General features: G+C 64.0%; 19 protein-coding genes. 9 read left to right on the plus strand and 10 right to left on the minus strand.

Translation table 11 applies throughout. From position 1 onward, the window contains the following. Positions 1–50 precede the first annotated feature (50 nt). Positions 51–701 carry a GNAT family N-acetyltransferase gene (locus IX761_RS06610; protein WP_194788808.1) on the minus strand — a complete coding sequence of 217 codons (651 nt, stop codon included), beginning with the start codon at positions 699–701 and terminating at the stop codon, positions 51–53. A 133-nt stretch (positions 702–834) separates the two neighbouring features. Between IX761_RS06610 and xthA the strand changes: the two genes are divergently transcribed. Then, on the plus strand, positions 835–1647 hold the full coding sequence (gene xthA, locus IX761_RS06615) for an exodeoxyribonuclease III (protein WP_194788809.1): 813 nt from the start codon (positions 835–837) through the stop codon (positions 1645–1647). Between the two features lie 2 nt (positions 1648–1649). On the opposite strand, the gene IX761_RS06620 is transcribed toward xthA, so the two are convergent. Genes IX761_RS06620 through IX761_RS06640 form a run of 5 tightly spaced genes read right to left on the minus strand, consistent with a single transcriptional unit; the run spans position 1650 to position 8157 of the window. Next, positions 1650–2027 (minus strand): response regulator, encoded by a 378-nt coding sequence (locus IX761_RS06620; protein WP_023629509.1) that lies wholly within the window; start codon positions 2025–2027, stop codon positions 1650–1652. 44 nt (positions 2028–2071) lie between these two features. Beyond that, complete coding sequence (locus IX761_RS06625) at positions 2072–3298, minus strand: hybrid sensor histidine kinase/response regulator (protein WP_194788810.1); 1227 nt, start codon at positions 3296–3298, stop codon at positions 2072–2074. Beyond that, the gene (locus IX761_RS06630) at positions 3292–3867 is read right to left on the minus strand and encodes a chemotaxis protein CheB (RefSeq protein ID WP_194788811.1); all 576 of its coding nucleotides are present in this window, start codon (positions 3865–3867) and stop codon (positions 3292–3294) included. The genes IX761_RS06625 and IX761_RS06630 overlap by 7 nt, the downstream gene beginning before the upstream one ends. Beyond that, positions 3864–4685 carry a CheR family methyltransferase gene (locus tag IX761_RS06635; protein ID WP_194788812.1) on the minus strand — a complete coding sequence of 274 codons (822 nt, stop codon included), beginning with the start codon at positions 4683–4685 and terminating at the stop codon, positions 3864–3866. The genes IX761_RS06630 and IX761_RS06635 overlap by 4 nt, the downstream gene beginning before the upstream one ends. Before the next feature lie 4 nt (positions 4686–4689). Further along, positions 4690–8157, minus strand: a complete 3468-nt coding sequence (locus IX761_RS06640; RefSeq protein WP_194788813.1) for a response regulator — start codon at positions 8155–8157, stop codon at positions 4690–4692. Between the two features lie 243 nt (positions 8158–8400). Here IX761_RS06640 and IX761_RS06645 point away from each other — a divergent pair, with 243 nt between their 5' ends. Then, entirely contained in the window at positions 8401–8751 is a 351-nt protein-coding gene (locus IX761_RS06645; RefSeq protein ID WP_194788814.1) for a response regulator, read from the plus strand. 54 nt (positions 8752–8805) lie between these two features. Beyond that, positions 8806–10023, plus strand: a complete 1218-nt coding sequence (locus IX761_RS06650) for a glycosyltransferase (protein WP_194788815.1) — start codon at positions 8806–8808, stop codon at positions 10021–10023. Between the two features lie 176 nt (positions 10024–10199). Here IX761_RS06650 and cobF read toward each other — a convergent pair whose 3' ends face one another. Together cobF and IX761_RS06660 are read right to left on the minus strand one after the other, a co-directional pair. Further along, the gene (gene cobF, locus IX761_RS06655) at positions 10200–10949 is read right to left on the minus strand and encodes a precorrin-6A synthase (deacetylating) (protein ID WP_194788816.1); all 750 of its coding nucleotides are present in this window, start codon (positions 10947–10949) and stop codon (positions 10200–10202) included. A gap of 63 nt (positions 10950–11012) precedes the next feature. Continuing rightward, complete coding sequence (locus IX761_RS06660; protein ID WP_194788817.1) at positions 11013–12302, minus strand: OprD family porin; 1290 nt, start codon at positions 12300–12302, stop codon at positions 11013–11015. Between the two features lie 347 nt (positions 12303–12649). Between IX761_RS06660 and IX761_RS06665 the strand changes: the two genes are divergently transcribed. The 3 genes from IX761_RS06665 (at position 12650) to IX761_RS06675 (ending at position 14070) form a co-directional block, all read left to right on the plus strand. After that, the gene (locus IX761_RS06665; RefSeq protein WP_194788909.1) at positions 12650–13012 is read left to right on the plus strand and encodes a histone-like nucleoid-structuring protein, MvaT/MvaU family; all 363 of its coding nucleotides are present in this window, start codon (positions 12650–12652) and stop codon (positions 13010–13012) included. A 203-nt stretch (positions 13013–13215) separates the two neighbouring features. Then, a complete protein-coding gene (gene gloA, locus IX761_RS06670; protein ID WP_194788818.1) occupies positions 13216–13743 on the plus strand; it encodes a lactoylglutathione lyase in 528 nt (175 codons plus the stop codon). An 84-nt stretch (positions 13744–13827) separates the two neighbouring features. Beyond that, entirely contained in the window at positions 13828–14070 is a 243-nt protein-coding gene (locus tag IX761_RS06675; RefSeq protein WP_194788819.1) for a hypothetical protein, read from the plus strand. Positions 14071–14266: 196 nt separating this feature from the next. Here IX761_RS06675 and IX761_RS06680 read toward each other — a convergent pair whose 3' ends face one another. Further along, entirely contained in the window at positions 14267–15088 is an 822-nt protein-coding gene (locus IX761_RS06680) for a shikimate 5-dehydrogenase (protein WP_194788820.1), read from the minus strand. A gap of 163 nt (positions 15089–15251) precedes the next feature. On the opposite strand from IX761_RS06680, the gene IX761_RS06685 reads away from it, so the two are divergent. The 3 genes from IX761_RS06685 (at position 15252) to pbpG (ending at position 17045) form a co-directional block, all read left to right on the plus strand. Continuing rightward, entirely contained in the window at positions 15252–15599 is a 348-nt protein-coding gene (locus IX761_RS06685) for a hypothetical protein (protein ID WP_194788821.1), read from the plus strand. A 101-nt stretch (positions 15600–15700) separates the two neighbouring features. After that, positions 15701–15883, plus strand: a complete 183-nt coding sequence (locus IX761_RS06690) for a hypothetical protein (RefSeq protein ID WP_194788822.1) — start codon at positions 15701–15703, stop codon at positions 15881–15883. A 247-nt stretch (positions 15884–16130) separates the two neighbouring features. Next, a complete protein-coding gene (gene pbpG, locus IX761_RS06695) occupies positions 16131–17045 on the plus strand; it encodes a D-alanyl-D-alanine endopeptidase (RefSeq protein WP_194788823.1) in 915 nt (304 codons plus the stop codon). 33 nt (positions 17046–17078) lie between these two features. Here pbpG and IX761_RS06700 read toward each other — a convergent pair whose 3' ends face one another. Further along, complete coding sequence (locus IX761_RS06700; protein ID WP_194788824.1) at positions 17079–19256, minus strand: ATP-binding protein; 2178 nt, start codon at positions 19254–19256, stop codon at positions 17079–17081. Positions 19257–19276 lie beyond the last annotated feature (20 nt).

The raw sequence follows: 19276 nt of genomic DNA on the forward strand, positions 1-19276 counted from the left end.
GCGCATGCTACCAGAGCCAGGCGGTCAACGGAGCCGTTGGTCAATGCCTGTCACATAACTTCCGATCTGGATGAAACAGGATTCGGATGAAAGAACACCCTTTCGCGGATTGGCCCTACAGCCACCTCACCGATCTCCTGATAGCCCTGGCGCTCATAGAACGCCAGGTAGTGAGCATTGCCCGTGTCCAGCACCACGCCCTCGGTACCTGGGTCTTCCGCGCACCAGTCGTGCACGGCCTGCAACAACTGCTCGCCATAGTGGCGTCCCTGGAACTGCGGGTGCACCCCGAGCAGTGGCAGCACATGCACCTGCCCGCTTGGCAGGCAACCGGCAAGCGCGGCCTGGTAGTCGAGGTAGCGTCGGGTGCAGCGCAGGCCAGTGCCGAGGATCATGCGCAGGCGCCAGGCCCAGCTGTCGGCAACCCCCAGGCGGCGCTGCGGCGGCACGATCAGCGCCAGGCCCACCAGGCGATCGTCGAGCAGCAAGCCGATGGCGGGCAGTTGCAGGTAGAAGTGCTGGCGCAACCATTCGCGCACCAGCACCCGCAGGCGCTGCTCGTAACCCGGGCGTTGCCCCTCGAACAGCCAGGCGAAGGTCGGTTCATGGCGATAGGCGTGGTACAGCAGCGAGCGCGCCTCACGGGCATAGCCCTCGTCGAGCAGGCAGACGCGGGCCTGGGTGGTCGTGGCGTCGGGCATCGCGGGCAGTCCTCCTTGATGGGCGTACAATCACACCCCCAAGCACCCTAGCAGCGCCACGCCAAGGCCGCCACGCTGGCCGTGGCGGACGATGTCAGCTAGCATCCGAAGCTTTTACCAGGATTGTCTTTCCATGAAAGTCGTCTCGTTCAACATCAATGGCCTGCGCGCCCGCCCGCACCAGCTCGCGGCACTGATCGAAAAGCACCAGCCGGACGTGATCGGCCTGCAGGAAACAAAAGTCAGCGACGAGCAGTTCCCGCTGGCCGACGTCGAGGCGCTGGGCTACCACGTGCACTACCACGGCCAGAAGGGTCACTACGGGGTCGCCCTGCTTTCGCGGGAAAAGCCGCTGTCGCTGTTCAAGGGTTTCAGCAGCGATGAGGAGGACGCCCAGCGCCGCTTCATCTGGGGCACCTTCGCCGACCGCAATGGCACGCCCATCACCGTGATGAACGGCTACTTCCCCCAGGGAGAAAGCCGCGACCATCCCACCAAGTTCCCCGCCAAGCAACGCTTCTACAGCGACCTGCAAGCACTTCTGGAAAGCCAGTTCCAGAACCACCAGCCGGTGCTGGTGATGGGCGACATGAACATCTCACCCCAGGACTGCGACATCGGCATCGGCCCGGACAACGCCAAGCGCTGGCTGAAGACCGGCAAGTGCAGCTTCCTGCCCGAGGAGCGCGAATGGATGGAGCGCCTGAAGGGCTGGGGCCTGGTCGACAGCTTCCGCCACTTGCACCCGGAGGTAGCCGACCGTTTCAGCTGGTTCGACTACCGCAGCCGTGGCTTCGAAGACGAACCCAAGCGCGGCCTGCGCATCGACCTGATCATGGCCTCGCAGGGGCTACTGCCACGGATCAAGGCAGCCGGGGTCGACTACGACCTGCGCGGCATGGAAAAACCTTCCGATCACGCACCGATCTGGCTCGAATTGAGCTGAAATCAGCGTAACAAGGCCTGGATCTGCTCGTGCAGCGTGTCCAGGTCGAACGGCTTGGCCAGGATCGGCGCCTTGCGCGCGATCGGGCTGCCCGATTCGAGGATTTCGGCCGGGTAGCCACTGATGAAGATCACCTTCAAGTCCGGCCGCAGTTTCACCGCGGGCTCGGCGATCTCCACCCCGGAGATCCCACCCGGCAGGCGGAAGTCGGTGACCATCAGGTCCAGGTGCGGCTTGCTGGCCAGGATGGCGAACGCCTGTTCGCCATCCTCGGCCACCAGCACGTGGTAGCCCTCGCCCGCCAGATAGTCCCGCAAGATCATGCGGATCGCCGGTTCGTCCTCGACCACCAGCACCACATCTTGTGCATCTTCGCTCATGACAACGCCTTCGAATTCAACAGGATAGCCATCAGACCCCAGCCCTAGGCAGAGGTTGCCCGCGCCTGGTCGTTTTGTTGTGAAACCTTAGGTAGCGGCAAGTGCACGCTGAAGGTGGCACCTTGGCCCTCCTCGCTCTGCACGTGGATCCGCCCACCATGGGCCAGCACGATCTGCTCGGAAATATACAGCCCCAACCCCAGCCCGCCACTGGCCTGCTGGGCGGCGACACGCTCGAACTGCTGGAAGATCCGCCGCTGGTGCTGCGCGCTGATGCCTATGCCGTGGTCCTGCACCTGCACGCAGGCCATGCCGCCTGCCTCGAACACCCGCACCTGTATCGGTTTGCGCTCACCGTAGCGCAAGGCGTTGGACAGCAGGTTGGCCAGCACCTGCTCGATGCGAAACTCATCCCACTCCCCCTGCAGGGCCTCGCAGCACTGCAGTTCGATATGGGTACCCAGGGCAGCGGCTTGAGCGGCGAAGTTTTCCAGCAGGCCCTGTACCAGCTGGCTGAGGTCGAATGCCTTGGGCCGGATCGACAGCTTGCCGGTGCGGATGCGCGACACGTCGAGCATGTCCTCGACCAGGCGGATCAGGCTGTTGATCTGGCGCTCGTCGCGCTCGACCATGGCCTTGAGCTTGTCCTCGCTGAAGGCTGCCAGATTGCCCCGGGACAGGTGCATACGACGCAGTTGGGCTTCGAGGATCAGGCCATTGAGCGGCGTGCGCACTTCGTGGGAGACGATCGACATGAAGTCGTCACGCATGCGCACCGCGTGCTCCAGTTCGCCACGCGCCACTTGCAACTGCGCCAGCAGCTGCTCCTGCTCGGTGCGGCTCTGTTCCAGGGCCTGCAACTGGCGATCCAGGGCCTTGCGCTGGCGGAACAGGTCGACGAACACCGACACCTTGCTCTTCACCGCCAGGGTGTCCAGCGGCTTGTGCAAGAAGTCCACCGCGCCGCTTTCGTAGCCTTTGAAGGCGTAGTTCATCTCGCGCCCGGCGGCGCTGACGAAAACGATCGGAATGCTGCGGGTCTTCTCGGTGCCGCGCATCAGCTCGGCCAGTTCGAAGCCGTTCATGCCCGGCATCTGCACGTCGAGAATGGCCAGGGCGAACTCGTGCTCGAGCAACAACGACAGCGCCTGCTCGGCCGACTGGGCCTGATGCACCTCGCGGTCATCGCCCTTTATCAGGGCGTCCAATGCCAGCAGGTTTTCCGGCAGATCGTCGACGATCAGCAGTTTTGCGGTGATATGGCTTAGCATTCGCTGGGTTCCAGGGTGGCGAGCAACTGTCCGATCTCGCTCAAGGGGAGTATATGGTCAGGGCGGTGCAGGGCCAGGGCGGCCTCAGGCATCAACGCGACCTGTGCATCGCGGGGGTCCTGGACCACGGTCCGGCCTGCGCATTGTTTGATCTGCAACAGCCCCTGGGCGCCGTCTTCATTGGCCCCCGTGAGCAGCACGCCCAGCAGGCCGGCGCCATAGGTGTCGGCGGCCGACTGGAACAGGTAATCGATGGCCGGCCGCGAGAAATGCACCGGGTCCTCCTGGCTCAACGACATCGTCATGTCGCGCTCCACTGACAGGTGATAGCCAGGCCCGGCGACATAGATCATCCCGCTCTCGATCCGCGCCTTGTCCACCGCTTCGCGCACCGGGCGCTGCAAGCGTCGCTGCAGCACCTCGGCCAGCTGGCTGTGGCGATCATCCGGCAGGTGCAGCACGCACAGCACCGGTATGCTGAAATGCTTCGGCAGTGCCCCAAGCACGCTGAACAGTGCCATGACACCGCCCGCCGAGGCGCCGATCACCACCGCGCGCACGCCGTTCATGACTTGCGGTAGATCCGCTCGGGGCGCACCAGCGGCTCGAAACCGTCGGCGTAGGCCGAGAAGTCCACCGACTCCTTGCTGCCCAGCACCAGGAAACCACGGTGGCACAGCGACTCGTGGAACAGCCCCAAGGCTCGGTCCTGCAGGGTCTTGTTGAAATAGATCAGCACATTGCGGCACGACACCAGCTGCGTTTCGGAAAACACACTGTCGGTGGCCAGGCTGTGGTCGGCGAAGGTCACGTTGTCGCGCAGGCTGCTGTCGATGATGGCGTTGCCATAGGCGGCGGTGTAGTAGTCGGTGAAATCGCGCCGACCACCGGCCTTGCGGTAGTTCTCCTCGTACTCGCGCATGCTCTGCATCGAGTAGATGCCCTGCTTGGCGCGCTCCAGCGAATGCGGGTTGATGTCGGTGGCGTACAGGATGGTGCGCTCCAGCAAGCCCTCCTCGCGCAGCAGGATGGCCATGGAGTACACCTCTTCACCGGTGCTGCACCCGGCGATCCAGATCTTCAACGACGGCCAGGTGCGCAGCAGCGGCACCACTTCGTTGCGCAGCGCCAGGAAGTGGCCGGGGTCGCGGAACATCTCGCTGACCGGGATCGTCAGGTACTGCAGCAGTTCGAGGAACATGCCCGGGTCGTGCAGCACCCGCTCCTGCAATGCGGTCACCGTGCGACAGTCGAACTGGCGCAGGGCGTGGAGGATCCGGCGCTTGATCGAAGCGCCGGAGTAATCGCGAAAATCGTAGCTGTACTTGAGGTAGATCGCCTCGATCAGCAGCCGGATCTCGATGTCGGTATTGCGTTCGCTGGTCAAGATGTCAAATTCGCTCCAGTTGCGGCAGCCACACGCGGATCAACGAGAACAGGCGGTCCAGGTCGATCGGTTTGGCCAGGTAGTCGTTGGCGCCGGCCTGCAGGCAGCGCTGCTGGTCGTCCTTCATCGCCTTGGCGGTCACGGCGATGATCGGCAGCTTGCGCCAGCGCGGCTGCTGGCGGATCAGCCGGGTGGCTTCATAGCCGTCCATCTCCGGCATCATCACGTCCATCAGCACCAGGTCGACGTCGTCGTTGGCCTCGAGCGCCTCGATGGCCTCGCGCCCGTTACGGGCGATCTCGACGATGGCACCCTTGTGCTCCAGGGCGCTGGTGAGGGCGAAGATATTGCGCACGTCGTCGTCCACCAGCAGCACCTTGCGCCCCTCGAACACCTTGTCGCGGCTGCGCGCGGTCTTGAGCATGCGCTGGCGCTCGTTGGACAACTGCGACTCGACCTTGTGCAGGAACAGCGTCACTTCATCGAGCAGGCGCTCGGGCGAGCGCGCGCCCTTGATGATGATCGAGCGCGAGTACTTGAGCAGATCGGTCTCTTCTTCACGGGTCAGGTTGCGCCCTGTGTAGACGATCACCGGCGGGAAGCTGCGGATATCCTCGGCGGTCATGCGCTTGAGCAACTCGTTGCCGAGCATGTCGGGCAGCTTGAGGTCGATGATCATGCAGTCGTAGATGTTCTCGCGCAGCAGCGCCAGGGCGTCCTGGGCAAAGGCCACGGCGGTGATCTCGATGTCGTCGTCGCCGATCAGGCGCGCGATGCTGTCGCGCTGCAGGTCGTCGTCTTCCACCAGCAGGATGTGCTTGAGCTTCTGCGTGAGCTTGTCTTCCAGGCGGGCGAACACCGCCTTGAGCTCCTCGCGGCTGGTGGGCTTGACCGCGTAGCCGACCGCGCCCATGTGCATGGCCGCCTCGATACGGTCCTCCACCGAGATGATGTGCACCGGGATATGCCGGGTGCCGGCCTGCTCCTTGAGGCGCTGCAACACGGTCAGCCCGGAGTGGTCGGGCAGGCGCATGTCCAGCAGGATGGCGTCGGGCAGGTACTGGGCGGCCAGGGCGAAGCCTTCGTCGGCGGCGTGGGCCACCAGGCAGCTGTAGCCCAGTTCGTGGGCCAGGTCGTAGAGGATGCGGGCGAAGTTCGGTTCGTCCTCGATCACCAGGATGCAACGGTTGCCGAACGGCGCCCGTTCGCGATCGTCGGCGAACGCCGGGGCCGGGCGCTCGACCCTGGCCGGTGCGGCAACCTGGGGGGCTGGAGGCAACTCGTCGACCGCCGGGCGCAGGCTGTGGACTTCGGGCTGCTGCGCCGAGGGCTCGAAGTGCTCTGGCAGGATCAGGCTGAACACACTGCCCTGCCCCGGGCTGCTGTCGACGCTGATCTGCCCGCCGAGCAGATGGGCCAGGTCCCGCGAGATCGACAAACCCAACCCCGTGCCGCCATAGCGGCGGTTGCTGGTGCCATCGACCTGGTGGAAGGCGCCGAAGATCGCCTGCTGCTGGTCGGCGGCAATGCCGATGCCGGTGTCACGCACGGCGAACACGATGCCCAGGCCCTGCTGGTGGCTGATGCGCAGGCTGACCTGGCCGCGCTCGGTGAACTTGATGGCGTTGGACAGCAGGTTCTTGAGGATCTGTTCCAGGCGCTGGCGGTCGGTGAACAGGGTCGCTGGCAACGGCTGTTCGAGCTGTACCTCGAAGGCCAGGCCCTTATCCTGGGCCAACGGCCGGAACATGCCCTGCAAGCCCTCGACCAGGCGCTCCACCGGCGTGGTCTCGGCGCGCACCTCAAGCTTGCCGGCCTCGACCTTGGCGATGTCGAGGATGTCGTTGATCAGGTTGAGCAGGTCGTTGCCGGCCGAATAGATCGACTCGGCGAACTTGACCTGGTCCTGGCTGAGGTTGCCCTCGCCGTTCTCGGCCAGCAGCTTGGCCAGGATCAGCGAACTGTTGAGCGGCGTGCGCAGCTCGTGGGACATGTTGGCGAGGAACTCGGACTTGTACTTGCTCGAGCGCTGCAGGTCGTCGGCGCGGGCCTGCAACTCTTGCTGGGCGCCATTGAGCTCGCTGTTCTTGCGGTCAAGGGCCTCGGTACGCTCGGCCAGCTGTTCGTTGGTCTGCTCCAGCTCCGCTTGCTGGGTCTCCAGGTGGGCCTGGGACTCCTTGAGCACGCGGGACTGCTCCTCCAACTCCTCGTTGGCGGTCTTGAGCTCTTCCTGCTGTACCTGCAGTTCTTCATTGAGCTGCTGCGTCTCGGCCAGCACTTCTTGCAGGCGTTGGCGATAGCGGGCGCTTTCGATGGAGATACCGACATTGCCGGCGACCCGCTCCAGCAGCTCAGGGTCACGATCCTGCAGTGGCCGCAGGAAGCCGAGTTCGAGCACGCCATTGATCTGCCCGTCGTCACTGACCGGCATCAGCATCCCGCTGCGCGGCAGCCCGCTGCCCAGGCCCGAACTCAGCCGGTAGTAATCCTCGGGCAGGTCGTCCAGGCGCAGCAAGCGGCCCTGGCGCAAGGCTTGGGTCAGCAGCCCGCCATGCTCGCCCAGCACGAGCTCGCGGGCCTGCTGGTCGGCATCCAGGCCATAGCTGGCCACCCGCACCAGGCTGCCATGTTCGTCGCGCACGTACAGGGCGCCGACCACGCTGCCCAGGTAGCTGGCAAAGAAGCGCAGGATATTGTCGCCGAGCATCGGCAAGGTGAGCTGGCCCAGCACCTGCTCGGCCAATTGCGTCTGCCCGGTGCGCAACCAGCTCTGGTGCTCGAGCCGTTCGGCGCCTAGCTTCTGCGCCCGCAGGTTGTCGTCATAGCTGGTGGACAGGTTCAACAGGTCACGCCGCCCGAGGTAGGCGAGCAAGCCGCTGAGCGCGACGATGAACAAGACGAAGGCACTGATGGCGGTAATCGTGACGCTGCTGACCTTCTCGTTGCGCGCCGTACGCAGTTGCTGCTCGGCGCTGATGAAGGTCTCGAACTCCTTGCGGATCTCGTCGGTCAGGCGCTTGCCGCGGCCGCGGCCGATCAACCCTTGATAGTCACCCTGGCTACGGCGCATGGCGATCATCTCGCCACCGAAGGTGTTCCATTCGCGCTGTAGCGCGGCGATACGGTCGATGCGGTCGACCTGCTGGGGGTTGTCCGCCACCATCGAGCGCAGGCTTTCGAGGCCGCTGAAAATCTTCGGCTTGGCCACTTCGTAGGGGTCGAGGAAACGCTCCTCGCCGGCCAGCAGGTAGCCGCGCATGCCGGTTTCCATGTCGATCGACAGCTTGATCGCCTCGTTGGCGTTGCCGATCACCAGGTCGGTGTGTTCGACCCATTGCATGGCCGAGAGCAGGTAGTTGATCACCGCGACGAACGCCACGGCCCCAAGCAGCCCCACGCCCAGGGGCAGGCCGATGTTGCGGGCGAGCAGTTTGCGGAAGCTGCGCTGGTCCATCGCGGTTGCTTGAATCATCTGGTGTGTGCCCGAGCGAAAAAGTCCATTGAACAGTGTGGGGGTGGCTGCCCTTGCCCCGCACCGACCGGGAAATACTGCGAGTCTAACCAGCTTTGCCGGTTCTGGCAGGGCATTTAGCCAGTATTTGAAGGCGGTGGGCGACAATCGTTCCATCTATTTGCCGGCATCGGTAAGCTTGGGAACTTCTGCCACTGCCACGCGCACAGAGTAGAGACCACACACGCGAAACAGGATCCGCACATGCACCTTCTGGTAGTCGAAGACGACGACATCGTTCGCATGCTTATTGTCGAAGTGCTCGACGAACTGGGTTACAGCACCCTCGAGGCGGACAACGCTGCAACTGCATTGAAGATCCTCGAGGCCCCCGAGCACAACCTGGCACTGTTGATGACCGATGTAGGCTTGCCGGATATGCGCGGCGAACAGCTGGCCGCGAAGGCTCGCGAATTGCGCCCACTGCTGCCGGTGCTGTTCGCCAGCGGCTATGCCGAGAGTTTCAACGTGCCCGAAGGCATGTACATGATCGGTAAGCCGTTCAGCATCGATCAGTTGCGCGAGAAGGTGGTGAGCATTCTCGGCACACCTTGAGCCTGCAACCCATCGTCCATGCTTAAATAGCGCCTTTTGCCAAGGCGCTCGAACATGCCCCATCTCCTGGTACTCAGCCTCGACTGGCCCGAACCGCAGGCCGGTAGTGCCGGGCAGCACCTGCTGCAGACCCTCGAAAGCGTTGCTGCCCACGGCTGGCAGGTCACCTTCGCCTGCGCCGCTGAAGCGGGCGAGCACAAAGCCGACCTTGCCGCGCGGGGTATCGCCGAGCACCGTATCAAGGCAGATGACCTTGGCTTGCTAGCCGGCCAGGCAGTGGACGTGGTGCTGTTCGACCGTTACCGCAGCGAAGAGCACTTCGCCACCGAACTAGGCCGTTACTGCCCACAGGCGCTGCGCGTGCTCTTCACCGAAGGTTTGCAGAGCCTGCGCGAAGCGCGTCAGCACCTACTGCGCCGGCGCCTGGTCGAAGGTCTGGACCCCAACGATTTTCGCGCCCTGTTCGCCACCTCGGGGCCTGAGCTGTACCGCCAGATGGCGCCCGGCGCAACCGCCCAGCGTGAATTGGCGGCCATCTGGCGCTGCGATTTGTCCTTGCTCAGCACAGAGATGGAGATCGACCTGCTGATCAACGGCTTTGGCGTGCCCGATTATTTGCTGCACCACTGCCCACCGGCCGTCGAGCCGCTGGCAGCGCAACGGCCGTTCAGCGAGCGTCAGGGCTTCGTCAGCCTGGGTAACTTCGGCTCGGCCGCCAACCTCGACGCCCTGCTGTGGATCAAGCACAACCTCTGGCCCATGCTGCGTCGGCGCTTGCCAGAGGCACGCTTGCGCCTGTACGGCGCCAGGCCGTCGCCCAAGGCCATGGCCCTGCATGCGCCCGAGGAAGGCTTTGAGGTGTTGGGCTGGACCGAGGATACCCAGGCGGTGATGGGCAGTGCCCGAGTGTGCCTGGCACCCTTGCGTTTTGGCGCCGGTACCACCGGGCAACTGCTTGACGCCTTGCGCTGCGGCACGCCCAGTGTGACCACGCCGATCGGTGCCGAGGGCATCCAGGGCCAGCGACCGTGGCCGGGTGCTGTGGAGACGACCGCCGAAGGCCTGGCCAAGGCAGCCGCCGCGCTGTACGGCGACGAAGCGGCCTGGCAGCAGGCGCAGGACGCTTGTACGCCGCTGCTGCGCTTGCGCTTTGACCGTCAGCGTCAGGGTGCAGCACTGGTAGGGCGCGTGGAGCACAGCCTGGGGCAACTGGAAGAGCTACGGCTGTTCAATTTCACCGGGGCGATGCTGCGGCGCTCGAGAGAAGGCTGACAACGCCACCCCCTGTAGGAGCGGCCTTGTGTCGCGAAAGGGCTGCATGGCAGCCCCAGCCATTTGTGCAGCACAAACGATCGCCGGGGCCGCTCTGCGGCCCTTTCCGACCGGTCCGGCGCCCCGGCAAGGCCGCTCCTACAGGGGACGCGCGTGCACACGAACTAGCCCAGCACTCAATCCTCGCGCCGCAACAGGTAGGTATCCATGATCCAGCCCTTGCGCTGCCGCGCCTGCTCGCGCTCTCGCAGGATTCGCCCCTTGACCGTTTGTAGCGGTCCGGCAATCAGCATTTCGTCAGGCGTGCCCAGGTACGCCCCCCAGTAGATCGTCAGGCCAGCGTCCTCCAGCGCGGCAAACGCGCACTGCCCGTCCAACATGACGACCACATTGTCCACCCGCCCCTGCTCGCCCAGGCGCCGGCCGGGGAGCACGGTCAACGGCTCGCCGATGCGGTTGAGGGGGATCTGGTGCCTGGCTGCCAGGGCCTGGATGCTGCTGATACCGGGGATGACCTCAAGCGCGAAGGCTACGCCGCGCTGGCGCACCCGTTCGAGAATGCGCAAGGTGCTGTCGTACAGCCCAGGCTCGCCCCACAGCAGGAATGCGCCAATATCGCCGGCACCCAGTTCATCCTCGATCAGGCGCGCGTAGAGCGCGGCGCGCTGTACGTGCCAGCTGCGCACCGCGCCGACATAGTCCGTCGCCTGGCCATCGCGTTGCGGGTCTTCGACCTGCACCAGTCGATAGCCTCCTGCGGGCAGGTAGCGCTCGAGGATACCCCTGCGCAGGCGTACCAGCTCATCCTTGTCCGCGCCCTTGTCGAGCACGAAGAACACCGTGGCACGGCGCAGGGCCTCGACCGCCTCAAAGGTGACCTGGCGTGGGTCGCCGGGCCCGATTCCAATCAGTAGAAGCTGCTTCATCACGTGCCCAGCCTGAATGCCAGCGGCCATTGTCGATTGGCCACCGGCATTTGGCAAAGGCGCTTAGAACACCGAGAAGTTGTAGCTGACGATCACCCGAGTTTCGTCCATGTCGCGCGCCCACTTTTCATAGTTGCTGCGATAGGTGGAGTTGCGCAGGCGCACGCTGACATCTTTGAACGTGCCGCTCTGCACCTGGTACTTGAGCTCGGTGTCGCGCTCCCACTCTTTACCCTCGGTATTGCTGCCCGGCACCTTGATGCTGTCGCCGTTGATGTAGCGGGTGAAGAAGGTCAGGCCGGGCACACCCAAAGCCTTGAAGTCGTAGTCATAGCGCACCTGCCAGGAACGCTCCTGGGCCGCGGCGAAGTCGTTGACCTGGGCATAGTTGACCAGGTACGGGTTGGTGCCATCGAGGTACGGCATGGCACTGTCGCCATACATGCGCTGCCAGCCGGCGCTTAGCTTGTGGCCGCCCAGGCTGTAGCCGAGCATGCCGCTGAAGGCACGGTGGTCGATATGGCCGGCACGGGCATTGCCGATGTCGTCGCTCTTGATCAGGCGCAGGTCGGCCGATAGCGTGCCGACGTCCAACGGCTGGCTGGCGACCAGGCCGAGGAAGTGCTGGCGGTAGATGTTTTCCAGCTTCGACACTTGGTACTGGGCACTGACGCGGTCGTTGAAGCGATAGTCGATACCGCCCAGGTCGAAATGATCGGCCTCGATATCGCAGGCGTAGCGCTTGTTCTTGCAGTGCACACGGATGTCCTGGCGGTCGGTGGAATCCCGCGCGGTGTACTGGTTCAGGCGTGCCAGGGTGAACTTGAGGTCACGCACTTCTTCAGAGGTGAGCCAGGCGCCATGGAACATGGTCGGCAACAGACGGCCATCGTTGTACTTGAGTAGCGGTACATCGGGCATCATCGAGCCGTACTTGAGCACCGTTTCGGAGACTTTCACCTTGCCGGCGATCCCCATCTTGGCGTACTGGTCGGCGGAGCGCCGTGGATCATGCCCGGATGACGGCAACAGGCCGCTATTACTGTCGGCGGGGCTGGAGTCCAGTTTGAAACCGACCATGCCCAGCGCATCCACACCAAAGCCAACCGGCCCCTGGGTATAACCGGACTGGACATTGAGGATGAACCCCTGCGCCCACTCTTCTCGTTTAGACGCACCCTGGCTGGAACTGCTGTGGCCGTCACGAAAATCACGGTTGAAATAGACATTGCGTGCTTCGAGCTTGGCACTGCTGTCTTCAAGAAAACCGGCAGCCTGGGCACTGATACCGGCGCACAGCAACAACAGGCCGGCAACACTGCGCCCAGGGGCGAGAGGGAAAGGGGCAAACATGCGAGGGAACATCCAAAGTAAGGCGAAACACAATCCGGGCGGTCATCTGCACCGGCACTACGCAACGATCGAGCGCATCTCGACCATCATCGCCAATTTTGCCGCAACCGCTCTGCCATGCACCATGGGACCATGGTCTAAGGCATTGGCAAAGGAAGTTTCGAAACAGTTGCGCAAAACCATCAAAGTTCCCGGCCAACTGATAGAAAGTTTGCTGTTTACCCTATCGCAAGTGACTACTACACTCGTTGTCAGCGAACAGCAGTCCCCCACCGCGTGGCCGGCGTCCCATGCAAGCTTTCATGTTCGTCACGTCATGCCACGGCAGACTTACAGGAGTGAAGACAGTGTCCAGACTTGCAGAGTTTCGTGCTGCCGAAAAAGCGCTTCAAGAACAGTTGGCACAACTGGAAGCGATGAAAAAGGATGCCGGCCTCAAACGCGAAATCGAATTCGAGCAGAAACTAGTCGGCCTGATGAAAAGCTATGACAAGAGCCTGCGCGACATCATCGCCATTCTCGACCCGAAGGCCGCCAGCAAATCCCCGGCGGCAGCCGTCAAGCAACAACGCCGGCCACGGGTGGTGAAGGTCTACGAGAACCCGCACACCGGCGAGCTGATCGAAACCAAAGGCGGCAACCACCGCGGGCTGAAGGCCTGGAAAGAACAATACGGGGCCAAGACAGTGGAAAGCTGGGTGCGTGGATGAAACATCGACACCCGCTTCACGCTTTTTTCACAAGGCCTGTATCAGTATCGAACCAGCTAACGGACTAGCGACCCCATCACGCGCCCGCACATGCGGGCCTCTAATACTGGCGCCCTGCACTCGTGCAGGGCGCTTTCATTTGCGCGCAAGGCTCACTGCCGTATCATGGCCCCCTGTCTTTAGGCCCTGATTCTGGAGTACCCATGAGCCTGCACGATCTGCAAACCCTGCCCGGCGTGACCGCCCAACCGGATACCGCCACCGCCAAGTTCGTCTTCAACCACACCATGCTGCGGGTCAAGGATATCGAGAAGTCGCTGGACTTCTACACCCGCGTGCTGGGCTTCCGCCTGGTGGACAAGCGCGATTTCCCCGAAGCGCAATTCAGCCTGTACTTCCTGGCCCTGGTCGACCCGGCACAGATCCCGGCGGACGACACCGAGCGCCACCAGTGGATGAAGTCGATCCCTGGCGTACTGGAGTTGACCCACAACCACGGCACCGAGAACGACCCCGCGTTCGCCTACCACAACGGCAACACCGACCCACGCGGCTTCGGCCACATCTGCATCTCGGTACCGGACGTACGCGCCGCCTGCGCCCGCTTCGAGGCGCTGGACGTGCCGTTCCAGAAACGCCTGCAAGATGGCCGCATGAACCACCTGGCATTCGTCAAGGACCCGGACGGCTACTGGGTCGAAGTGATCCAGCCGACCGAACTCAAAGGCTGACACATTCGTCGGGCCGGGAACTCCCGGCCCCTTGCTGTGGTATATGGAAGTAACCCCCTTCCCAGCCACAGCGAGGTAAGGACGATGCAAACCCTTCACTGTGAATACCGCGACCACACCATCACCGCCAGCGTGATGCCCCACCCCGACTCCCCCCTGCCCTACGCCGCCGGGTGCCTGATCACCGACCCGCAAGGCCATACCAGCCGACGTTATTCGATGCCGATGAAGTTCTTCTCCGATCTGGAGAACGCCCAGCATGTGTCCCTGGCCCATGGGAGGGCGTTGGTTGACCAGCAGTTGGACCAAGGGCATAAGGTGATTTGAGGCTGGGAGAGCCGCCGCGCGTTCTGTGAGACCAGCCTCTGTAAGAGCGGCCTTGCCGGGGCGCCGGACCGGCCGGAAAGGGCCGCGCAGCGGCCCCGGCAGTCTTGAGGCGTACTTGAGTCCTAGGGCCGCTTTGCGGCCCTTTCGTGACACAAGGCCGCTCCTACAGGGGGTGTGCAAACCTTAAGTGCGGCCTTCACCCATTGCGGGCGAACGCCACCGCAGCCGCCACCTGCTCGTCCGTCGGCCGCACGCCGGTATACAAGACGAACTGTTCCAACGCCTGCAAGGCAATCACCTCCAAACCAGTGATCACCGGCTTGCCCAGCGCCTCGGCGGCGCGGATCAACGGCGTGCGCGCGGGCATCGCCACCACGTCGAACACCCGTTCAGCCGCAGCGATCGCGGTTTCGGCAAACGCCAACTGCTCGGCCTCCGGCCCGCCGGCCATGCCGATCGGCGTGACGTTGATCAGCATTGGCGGGCAGCGGTCGCCCAGCTCGGGCAACCAGCGATAGCCACACACATCTGCCAATTGGCGCCCGGCCTGTTCGTTGCGTGCGACGATCGTGCCGTCGGCAAATCCCGCATCGCGCAGCGCACTGGCCACGGCCTTGGCCATACCGCCACTGCCGCGCAGGGCAAAGGCCGTAGCCGGGTCGACCCGGTGCTGCGCCAGCAACTGGCGCACCGCCAGGTAGTCAGTGTTGTAGGCCTTGAGATGCCCATCGGTATTGACCAAGGTGTTGACCGACTCGATCGCCGCCGCCGACGGGTCGACCTCGTCCACCAGCGCCATGCAGGCTTCCTTGTAGGGCATCGACACCCCGCAGCCACGGATACCCAAGGCACGGATGCCGGCCACGGCGCCGGGCAGGTCCTGAGTGGTCATGGCCTTGTAGTAGTAGTCCAGGCCCAACTGCTGGTAGAGGTGATTGTGAAAGCGAACGCCAAAGGTGCCGGGGCGTCCGGCCAGGGAAATGCACAGCACGGTGTCTCTGCTCGGGGGGATGCTCATAGCCGCTCCTCATGCGCTGGCTGAAACGATTGACCGAGCGTACCAGAGACCACCGTCGATCGCCCCTTACACAACCTTTACCCTTCCCCTGCGCTCAGTTGACACGCCACGGGGTCATAGTAAGCAGGCCCCAAGCGTGGGGTTGCCTTGCGAGGTGTTCGCCATGAAGCGTTTGATCCCCGGAATCGCCCTGCTGGTCGGTGCATTGGCCATCAGCGGGCAGGCATCCGCCCACGGTGGCGGCTGGTATGGCCCGGGGCCGGTGATCGGCGCCGCGGTAGTGGGCGCGGTGGTCGGCGCGGCCGTCTCGGGCGGGCACGACCGCACCGTGTATGTCGAACGCCAGCCCGCCTACTACGGGCCGCCACCACCGGTCTACGTGCAGGCACCGCCACCGCCGGTGTACTACCAACCCTATGTAGTCGAGCGCTACGTGCCCGCGCCGCCACCGCCGGTGTATCGCCGCTACTACGGCCCACCGCCGGTGTACTACGGCCCGCCGCGCTGGTAGGCAGTACAGTTGACGAAATCAATGACCACTATCGAGACCATTGATTTCAAACCTTCAAGGCGTCTGCGTAATGTGGGGCCATGTTTCACAGGAGATCCCCCATGGCCCCCATCCAGATCATGTCCGTCGTTGGCAGCGCCGTCCCGGCCAGCTTACGTGAGCAAGGCCTGCTGGCCTGCTGGTACCTGATGCGCAACGGTGAAGCCATCAGCGGCCCTCTGGCCACCCGCTCGTCGGCGCAGGCCATGGCCGACCAGCTGCTCGACACCCGCTTTATCGCCTGAACCGAATCTGTTGTTGTGCGTTGCTCCCTTACGCCTCTTCTCGCCCGCCGCTTCGGCGGGCTTTTTTTGCCTGCTCGAAACGACGGACGGTCGTCGCGGAACCGTTCCAGCATGAAGCTTTTTTCATTTCTCGGGGTCCCCTCAACGAGCAATCGACAGCCGCTAGGCCATACTCCACAATGCATCGGTTTTTTGGGGGAAAACCCTTGCACAGCCAACGACATACCAACATTTAGTGAGCCTCAACGTGAAAACTTCCCTGTCCATCCTCAGCCTGCTGCTGTTGCTCACAGGTACCGCGACCCTCCCGTCGACCGCTGCTGCACAACCTCCCCAGGCGAAGGTCCAGCGTGACCCGAGCAAATTGCACCTGGCCTCTGGCAGCGCCCTGCTGATCGACCTCAACACCAACCAGGAGCTGTACGCCAGCCACGCCGATCGCGTGCGCCCCATCGCCTCGGTCACCAAGCTGATGACCGCGATGGTCGTGCTCGACGCCAAGCTGCCCATGGACGAAATGCTGACCATGACCATCGCCAACAACCCGGAGATGAAGGGCGTGTACTCGCGGGTGCGCCTGGGCAGCGAACTCAGCCGTCGGGAGACGCTGCTGATCACCCTGATGTCCTCCGAGAACCGCGCCGCCACCACCCTGGCCAACCACTACCCGGGCGGCTACGGCGCCTTCATCAAGGCGATGAACGCCAAGGCCCGCAGCCTGGGCATGAGCCGCACGCGCTATGTCGAACCCACCGGCCTGTCGACGTTGAACGTGTCCACCGCCCAGGACCTGGTCAAGTTGCTCAAGGCATCGCGCGCCTACCCGCAGCTGAGCGACTTGTCGACCACCCGGGAAAAGACCGTGGCGTTCCGCAAGCCCAACTACACCCTGGGCTTCCGTAACACCGACCACCTGGTGAACAAACCCAACTGGGACATCAAGCTGACCAAGACCGGCTTCACCAACGAAGCCGGCCACTGCCTGGTGCTGTTGACCAAGATGGACAACCGCCCGGTAGCGATGGTCATCCTCGACGCCTACGGCAAGTACACCCACTTCGCCGACGCCAGCCGCATGCGCCAATGGCTGGAAACCGGCAGCGCCAAGCCGGCGCCAGCGGTGGCCATGCAGTACAAGAGCGGGCGCCTGGTCCAGGACTGACCCTGTATACGCCCGGCCTTGCGCCGGGCGGTTTCAATCCCGTGCGGCCAGCAAGCTGGCCAGGCTCAGCGCCAGTTCGTCCTGGCCAAAGGGTTTGCGCAGCACCTCGAAACCATGCAGTTCACGGGGCGAGAGGTTGGCGTAACCGGTGATGATCAGCACCGGCAGGTCGGGCAGCCGCTCACGCGCTAGCTGGGCACAACGCACCCCGGTCATGTCAGCCATGACGTGGTCGGTCAGCAGCACATCCGGCACCAGCCCTTGGTCCAGCTGTGCCAGCGCCTGTGCCGCACTGTCCACCTCGATCACCTCGCACCCCAGCTCGCGCAGTTGCAGCAACGTGGCCTGGCGCACCAGCGGCTCGTCGTCCACCAGCAACACCTGTAGCTTGCCCTGTGGCCGGGGCGCCTGCTCAAGCACTTTGTGAGGCCGCGGATTAGGGGCATCGCTGACCGGTAGCCATACCGTCGCCGAGGTCCCAGCATCGGGCGACGAAGTGATGCTGAAGCCGCCTCCGGATTGCAGCGCCAGGCCCTGCACCATGGGCAAACCCAGCCCGGTTCCCTTGCCCACGCCCTTGGTCGAATAGAAAGGCTCGGTGCAATGCCCAAGTACATCTTCGCTCATGCCACACCCGGTATCGGTGACCTGCAGCCAGACCTGCCCGGCGGGCACCCCCTCGGGCCGGTCAGGGCCGGCATGGTCCAGGCCTGCGGCAATGTTCAACTGGCCGCCGGCGGCCATCGCGTCACGGGCGTTGATCACCAGGTTGAGCACCGCCAGCTCCAGCTGGTTCGGGTCGACCATGACGGTCGGCAGCTCAGCATCGATACGCACCTGCACCACGATAGTCGGCCCTAACGAACGCGCTATCAGTTCGTGCATGTCATCCACCAGGAACGCCAACGACACCGGCTGGGGCATCAGGATCTGCCGCCGGGCGAAACTGAGCAGTCGGCCCACCAGATTACGTGCCCGCTCGGCGGCCTGCAGGCCACCGTCGATCAGGCGCGCCGCCCTCGCCGGCTCTGGCTGGCGGCGCAACAACTCGAGCGAAGCGATGATCGGGGTGAGCATGTTGTTGAGGTCGTGGGCAATGCCGCCGGTGAGCTGGCCGATCATCTCCAGCTTGCGCGCCTCGTGCAGTTGCCGCATGGCCGTCTCGCGCTGGGCGAGCATGCCTGCCACCCGCTCCTCGAGGTTTTCGTTGAGCATGTGCAGGGCGCGCTCGGCACGGGCATGGGTGATCGCCGCCCAGGCTTGCTTGGCGGTGGTTTCCACCAGCTGGCATTCATCCTCGCTGATCGCCCGCGGGCTGTGGAAGTACACCGCGAGCATGGCCTCCAGCCGTTCGGCGCGCAGCACCGGCACATGCAAGGTGCCGCTGAGCCCGCTCAAGTGCTTGGGCCTGGCCTCACGCGCGGCATAGGCGTGCTGCACCCGTTGCCCAGCCAGCAGCGATGCATGCAGGGTCGCACCGAAGCCGGCGTAGGGGTGCGCGCCGAGCATCGGAGAAAGGCCCTCACACCATTCGTGGCCAATGCGAAAACGCTCGCCATCACCCAGGTCCTCGCCAAAGTAGACACGCGCCGCGCCCAAGGCTTCAGCCAGCCGGCGGATGGTATGGGCCTCTATACGCTCGGCCTGGCCAAGGCCTGTGAGGTCCTGGCCCAACTCCAGCAGGAACGCCTGGCGGCGCTGCAACAGCACCCGCTCAGTGGTCTCGTTGACGATGCACAACACGCCGCCCACGCTGCCATCGGCTTCACGCACGGCGGAATAGGACAGGTCGAAATAGGCCGTCTCGCCCTGCTCCTTACGTTCGATATAAAAAGGGCGGTCCTTGGCCGAGAAGGTCTGGCCGGTTTCGCGCACCCCGTGCAGCAAGGGTTCCAGGTCATCCCACAGCTCGCTCCAGTGCTCATGCCCGGGGCGGCCCAGGGCACCTGGGTGCTTGCTGCCGATGCTTGGGCCGTAGGCATCGTTGTACAGCGCAATGTACTCCGGGCCCCAGAACAGCACGATCTGCGCCTGGGCCGTGAGCAGCGTGGTCATGATCGCCTTCAGGCCGGGCGACCAGCCGTGCGGCTGGCCCAATGGCGAGCCAGCCCAGTCCATCCCCCTGAGCAGGCGGCTGACCTCATCGCCGCCGAGCAGGAAGCCCGGCATGCTGTCGCTGTTGTGCGCCCGTGTGTTCCGGACTGATTTCATAGGGGCCAACCGTCAGTGGT

Source organism: Pseudomonas sp. UFMG81 (assembly GCF_015354575.1).
Classification (GTDB): domain Bacteria; phylum Pseudomonadota; class Gammaproteobacteria; order Pseudomonadales; family Pseudomonadaceae; genus Aquipseudomonas.

Coding starts and splice junctions, on each gene's coding strand:
- IX761_RS06610 (WP_194788808.1), bottom strand. CDS start 701: ATGCCCGACGCCACGACCACCCAGGCCCGCGTCTGCCTGCTCGACGAG.
- xthA (WP_194788809.1), top strand. CDS start 835: ATGAAAGTCGTCTCGTTCAACATCAATGGCCTGCGCGCCCGCCCGCAC.
- IX761_RS06620 (WP_023629509.1), bottom strand. CDS start 2,027: ATGAGCGAAGATGCACAAGATGTGGTGCTGGTGGTCGAGGACGAACCG.
- IX761_RS06625 (WP_194788810.1), bottom strand. CDS start 3,298: ATGCTAAGCCATATCACCGCAAAACTGCTGATCGTCGACGATCTGCCG.
- IX761_RS06630 (WP_194788811.1), bottom strand. CDS start 3,867: ATGAACGGCGTGCGCGCGGTGGTGATCGGCGCCTCGGCGGGCGGTGTC.
- IX761_RS06640 (WP_194788813.1), bottom strand. CDS start 8,157: ATGATTCAAGCAACCGCGATGGACCAGCGCAGCTTCCGCAAACTGCTC.
- IX761_RS06645 (WP_194788814.1), top strand. CDS start 8,401: ATGCACCTTCTGGTAGTCGAAGACGACGACATCGTTCGCATGCTTATT.
- IX761_RS06650 (WP_194788815.1), top strand. CDS start 8,806: ATGCCCCATCTCCTGGTACTCAGCCTCGACTGGCCCGAACCGCAGGCC.
- cobF (WP_194788816.1), bottom strand. CDS start 10,949: ATGAAGCAGCTTCTACTGATTGGAATCGGGCCCGGCGACCCACGCCAG.
- IX761_RS06660 (WP_194788817.1), bottom strand. CDS start 12,302: ATGTTTGCCCCTTTCCCTCTCGCCCCTGGGCGCAGTGTTGCCGGCCTG.
- gloA (WP_194788818.1), top strand. CDS start 13,216: ATGAGCCTGCACGATCTGCAAACCCTGCCCGGCGTGACCGCCCAACCG.
- IX761_RS06675 (WP_194788819.1), top strand. CDS start 13,828: ATGCAAACCCTTCACTGTGAATACCGCGACCACACCATCACCGCCAGC.
- IX761_RS06680 (WP_194788820.1), bottom strand. CDS start 15,088: ATGAGCATCCCCCCGAGCAGAGACACCGTGCTGTGCATTTCCCTGGCC.
- IX761_RS06685 (WP_194788821.1), top strand. CDS start 15,252: ATGAAGCGTTTGATCCCCGGAATCGCCCTGCTGGTCGGTGCATTGGCC.
- IX761_RS06690 (WP_194788822.1), top strand. CDS start 15,701: ATGGCCCCCATCCAGATCATGTCCGTCGTTGGCAGCGCCGTCCCGGCC.
- IX761_RS06700 (WP_194788824.1), bottom strand. CDS start 19,256: ATGAAATCAGTCCGGAACACACGGGCGCACAACAGCGACAGCATGCCG.